The sequence below is a fragment of the Archangium sp. genome (genome assembly GCF_036388035.1).
Classification (GTDB): Bacteria; Myxococcota; Myxococcia; order Myxococcales; family Myxococcaceae; genus Archangium.
The window spans coordinates 1-4815 of record NZ_DASVSO010000549.1 but is presented as its reverse complement, the minus strand read 5'-3'; the positions used below and the strand labels follow the sequence as shown (position 1 = coordinate 4815).

4 protein-coding genes and 1 pseudogene are annotated in these 4815 nt (G+C 70.3%); 2 read left to right on the top strand and 3 right to left on the bottom strand.

The genetic code is table 11. From position 1 onward, the window contains the following. Both VF697_RS22135 and VF697_RS22130 read right to left on the bottom strand, forming a co-directional pair. A partial coding sequence (locus VF697_RS22135; protein WP_331098096.1) for a pyridoxal-dependent decarboxylase occupies nucleotides 1-643 on the bottom strand: 643 nt, incomplete at its 3' end. Nucleotides 644-733: 90 nt separating this feature from the next. After that, complete coding sequence (locus VF697_RS22130; RefSeq protein WP_331098094.1) at nucleotides 734-1687, bottom strand: polysaccharide lyase; 954 nt, start codon at nucleotides 1685-1687, stop codon at nucleotides 734-736. Nucleotides 1688-1993: 306 nt separating this feature from the next. Between VF697_RS22130 and VF697_RS22125 the strand changes: the two genes are divergently transcribed. Beyond that, the gene (locus VF697_RS22125; RefSeq protein WP_331098092.1) at nucleotides 1994-3019 is read left to right on the top strand and encodes an arginine N-succinyltransferase; all 1026 of its coding nucleotides are present in this window, start codon (nucleotides 1994-1996) and stop codon (nucleotides 3017-3019) included. Nucleotides 3020-3027: 8 nt separating this feature from the next. Here VF697_RS22125 and VF697_RS22120 read toward each other — a convergent pair whose 3' ends face one another. Beyond that, a complete protein-coding gene (locus VF697_RS22120; RefSeq protein ID WP_331098090.1) occupies nucleotides 3028-4050 on the bottom strand; it encodes a transglutaminase domain-containing protein in 1023 nt (340 codons plus the stop codon). A gap of 68 nt (nucleotides 4051-4118) precedes the next feature. Here VF697_RS22120 and VF697_RS22115 point away from each other — a divergent pair. Beyond that, a pseudogene (locus VF697_RS22115) lies at nucleotides 4119-4815 on the top strand (ABC transporter substrate-binding protein); the annotation flags it as partial.

Genomic DNA, 4815 nt, shown 5'->3' with positions numbered 1-4815 from the left:
CGTCCGACACGCCGCGCACCACGCCGCTCAACATGGCCGCCTTCAACACGGAGGAGTGCGCCTGCGTGGAGGTGTAGGCCACCAGCTCCACCTCCCGGCCGAGCTTGCGACGCACCCGCTCGCGCGCCGCCACCAGGGCCACCAGCGTGGCCTCGCTCGCGGTGCCCTGGATGACGCCCCCGCCGCTGCCCGAGTCCGAGCGGAAGGAGGCCGGCAGCCCCAGCAGCTCGGCCAGCCAGTCCAGCACGCGCGTCTCCATCTCGGTGGCGGCGGGGCTGGTGGACCAGAGCATGCCCTGCACGCCCAGGCCCGCGGACAGCAGCTCGCCGAGCACCGCGGGCCCCGAGGCGTTGGCGGGGAAGTAGGCGAAGAAGGACGGCGACTGCCAATGGGTGAGGCCGGGCAGCACCACCTGCTCCAGGTCGCGGAAGACGGCCTCCCAGCCCTCGTCACCGCCCAGGCCCTCCTCGGGCGGGTGCTCGGGCAGCTTCGCCAGCACCTCGCCCGGGGCCACCGCCGCGCGCACCGGGAAGGACTCCAACCGGGACCAGTAGTCGGCGATCCAATCCACCATCCGATGGCCCAGCCGACGGAATTCCTCGGGGCTCAGGTGGGGCACCGCCCCTTCACGCGCGTCGCTCATCTCGGGTCTCCTCACGGGGGTCGCCTCCTCATACGACGCTCCCCCGGGGACGGGTAGCGCCGAGTGGCGCCCGAGACCCGACGCGCGGGCCTACCGGCGCCGGGCTCGTCGCAGCAGGCCCCCGAGGCCCAGCAGCGCCAGCACCCAGAGCGGACCGCTCGTGCTCGAGCAGCCGTAGGTGTAGTGCACGGGCGCCTCGGGGGACGTCGGCTCGGTGGCACCCGGCTGCGGGAACGTGGGGACGATGGGAGGCGACTCCTCTTCTGGAGAAGATGGCGCTTCACCGCTCGGCCCGGTGCCCGCGTCGGCGGGCGGAGCCGGCGTGCCCGCGTCCGAGGTGGGCGGGGGCGGCAGCACGTCCGCGAGCCGCGTCGCCTGCACGAAACCGTCGTGGTACACGACGCCCACCGGCTGCACGGTGTCGTTGCGGTACAGGCCCAGCTTCAGGTAGATGCCGTCGCCCGCGTACATCGTCGCGTGCTTGGACTTGGCGAGCACGAGCCGGCCGTTGTGCCACAGCTCGACGAAGCCCACGTTCGGATCCGACGACCACTTCACGTGGAAGACGAAGTCCTGCCAGACGCCGCGCACCAGCTTCGTCTGCCAGGGCGTCACGCTGTTGGTGAGCGTGAGGCGGATCTCCTCGCCGTAGACGAAGAACTCCACCGGCGGAGAGCCACAGCAGCCGTTGTGGTGCCACTGGGTGAAGACCTGCCAGGCCTTCGCGCTGGGGTAGTCCGCCGGGAACAGCACCTGCCAGCGGTAGTAGTACTCCGAGCCCTCCTTCTCGCGCCCCTGGTAGATGAGCTCGTTGCGGTTGCCGCTGGCGTTGATGGGGTCATCCCCCTGCCGCACGGTGGCCTTGAGCGCGTGGCGCCCCTGGAGCACCGGGGAGGTCACCACCTGGAGCCGGTCCGCGCTCACCCGCTGCGCGGACGTGTACTGGGAGGTGTCCCCCGTCTCGAAGTCGCCCTTCCAGATGATGCCCGCCCACGACAGCCCCGGCAGGAGCACGGCGAGCAGTGAAACCAGGAGCTTTCCCAAGGCGCGTGCCCTCGCTCATGTTTGAAATCAAACGACGGGCGCACGCTCTCACGTTCAGCTTCTATTTCAAGCGACTGTTATTTCTTTTCCCTTGACAGCAAAGCAGGCAATCACCCGTGCGTTCGGCTCCCGGTGATTGTCTTTCTCCATGGGAAGGAGGGGCGGTCCTGCCCGACGAGCGACCGGGCGGGCCCACGCGACGCGGCGCGTCGGAGCAGAAGGGCGTACGGGCGGCTGACGGCATGCAGGGCTGGTGTATGGTGCCCCCCCTCTGCGGTTTCCCTCCAGGGGAACCCGGGTGCTCCCATGCTCGTCCTGCGCGATGTCCAGAAGACCGATCTGCCCGGCCTGAAGCGGCTCGCCGCGGTGCTCAACACCGTCAACCTGCCCAACAACGAAGAGACGCTCGAGGCCATCATCGACAAGTCCGTGAAGAGCTTCGCGGGCAAGGTGAAGAATCCCTTCGAGCGCGAGTACCTCTTCGTCCTGGAGGACGTGCGCAACGAGCTCATCATCGGCACGTCGATGATCATCGCGCAGCACGGCACCTACGAGGCACCGCACATCTACCTCGACGTGTCCGAGCGCGAGCACTACTCGGCCAGCATCGGCCGGCACTTCCGGCACAAGGTGCTCTCCATCGGCTACAACTACGAGGGCCCCACGGAGATCGGCGGCCTGGTGGTGGATCCGCCCTACCGCGCCACGCCGGACAAGCCCGGCAAGCAGCTGTCCTACGTGCGCTTCCTCTTCATGGCCATGCACAAGCGGCTCTTCCGCCCGCGGGTGCTCGCCGAGCTGCTGCCGCCCCTGCTGCCCGACGGGCGCAGCCTGCTGTGGGAGGCGTGCGGCAAGAAGTTCACCGGCCTCACCTACCAGGAGGCGGACAGGCTCAGCCGGCAGAACAAGGAGTTCATCAAGGAGCTCTTCCCCTCCTCGGACGTCTACGCGTCGCTCTTCCCCGAGCGCGTGCAGAAGGTGCTCGGCGAGGTGGGCCCCAACACCCAGGGCGTGCAGCGGATGCTGGAGCGCATCGGCTTCCGCTACGTGGAGCGCATCGACCCGTTTGACGGCGGTCCCCACTTCGAGGCCAACCTCTCGGACATCTCCCTGGTGCGCCGCTTCCGCTCGTTGAAGCTGGCCGATCAGGATTTCGAGATGGAAGGAGATGACGTGCTCGTCTCCTTCGAGCGTGAGTCGGGGCGCAACCGCTTCCGCTCGGTGCGCACCACGGCCCGGCTGGACGACAAGAACGCCTACCTGCCGGCGAAGGCCAAGGAGCTGCTGGAGGCGCCCGCGGGAGCGAAGCTGTCCGTCATCCCCTTCGACTGAGCGGGTCGCTACCGCGCGCGGGGCCGGCGCACCACCCGGTGCTCGCCGCGCAGCAGCGCCAGCCACCGCGCTCCGGCCTCCACCGAGGCTCCGCCGGGCTCGGCCAGGGCCAGCGGCAGGTGCGTCTCGGGCGTGACGGGGTCCAACGAGGTGGGATCCAGGTCCAACGTGCCCCCACCCCCGAGGCCCACGCGCACCCAGGCATGAGGCCGGGCGGGCCCCCCGTCCACCACGAGCAGCCCGTGCACCAACGCCACCCGCTGCCCGCGCGCCACCGCCCGCGCCGCGAAGCGCAGGGCATGGGCCAGGCACCCTCCCGCCTCGCCCTCGCCCCCCTCGCGCAGATCCGCCGATCCCGGGCCCTTCTCCGGGAAGGCGGCGTGCACGTCCTCCGCGAGGGCTCGCGCCTCTCCCGCTCGCCAGGTCGTCAGCCAGGAAGGCCGCTCCGCGAGCGGCCATGGAGGTGAGAAGGCGAGCGGACCGGTCTCCCCCTCCACGGGCAGCCCTTGCGCGAAGAGCTCGGGAGGGGGCCGCAGCCGCACTCCGGGCGCGACCTCGGTGAAGCGCGACTCCCCGACCTCCAGTGCCACCATCCGGCCGCGCCCGTCGTAACGGGCCGTGAAGGTCTGGCCGAGCAGCGTGCCCTCCACCGTGTCTCCCCGGACGGCGGTGACGCAGTGGGGCCCTTCCCGCCCGGACAGCTCCTCCCGTCCCGTCACGCACCCGAGGGCAGGAGGCCCCCGCCACAGCCACAACGCCTGGGGGACACTCGGGCGCCCCGCCACCGTGCCCTCCGGGCCCAGCTCCAGGGAGACCTCCCGCACCCGCTCGCCCCTGTGCGCCCCGCGGGTGTGCAGGTGACGCGAGGTATAGGTGAAGCGGTTCACCTCGGGTGCGAGGGAGAGGGTGACGGTGCCCACCGGTATCCCCCGCCAGGCGAAGACGAAACGGGAGGTCTCCTCGGCGGTCGAGGCGGACGAACCTCCCCCCGCAGGCAGGGCGAGCAGGAGCACGGAGAAGAGTACGAGCACGTCCTCAGTCTGTGCCGATTTGAAGATCGCGGCGAGAATGCGGGATACGGTGTGACTCCCGTTCTCACATGGTCGCCAAAAAGTATCTCTTCGCATTCATGGTCGTCGGGGGGCTCTTCCTTGCCGCCGCCCTCGGCGGACTGCTCCACCTCTTCACCGGCCACCCGGATACCCCGGTCGGCTGGGCCGTGCTGCTCATCGCCACGCCGCTGCTGCTGCTGGCGACGAGCTACACCTTCTGGTTCGTCTGGGCGATGGAGCGCGCCAAGGAGCGCACCAGCATCCTCGGCCGGCTGGCCGAGGGGGACCTCACCAACGCCGTCTATGACGGCATGGGAGACCAGCGCGAGGTGCGCCGGCTCATCTACTCGCTGCGTCGAGCGCTCACCCAGGTGCAGCGGGTGACGGGCAACGTGCGCCGCACGTGCCAGGGCGTGTCCGAGGAGGTGCGGGTGTTGCTGGACGCCGCGCGCCGGCAAGGCGGGGCGGTGGAGCGCTCACAGGAGTCGGTGAACAGCATGGGCCAGAGCCTCCAGGCCGCGGGCAAGCGCGTGACGCAACTGGAGAGCTTCGCCCAGGAGACGAATGGCTCGCTGATGGAGATGGCCGAGCGGCTCGGGCAGGTGGCCGAGGCGCTGCTCGCGCTCGACGAGTTCTCCCACCGCACCACCCAGCAGGTGCAGGCCATGAGCGAGCGGCTGCACCACATCGCCTCCTCGGGCGACGAGCTGGCGCGCTTCGCCAACGAGGCGGAGGCCTTCGTCC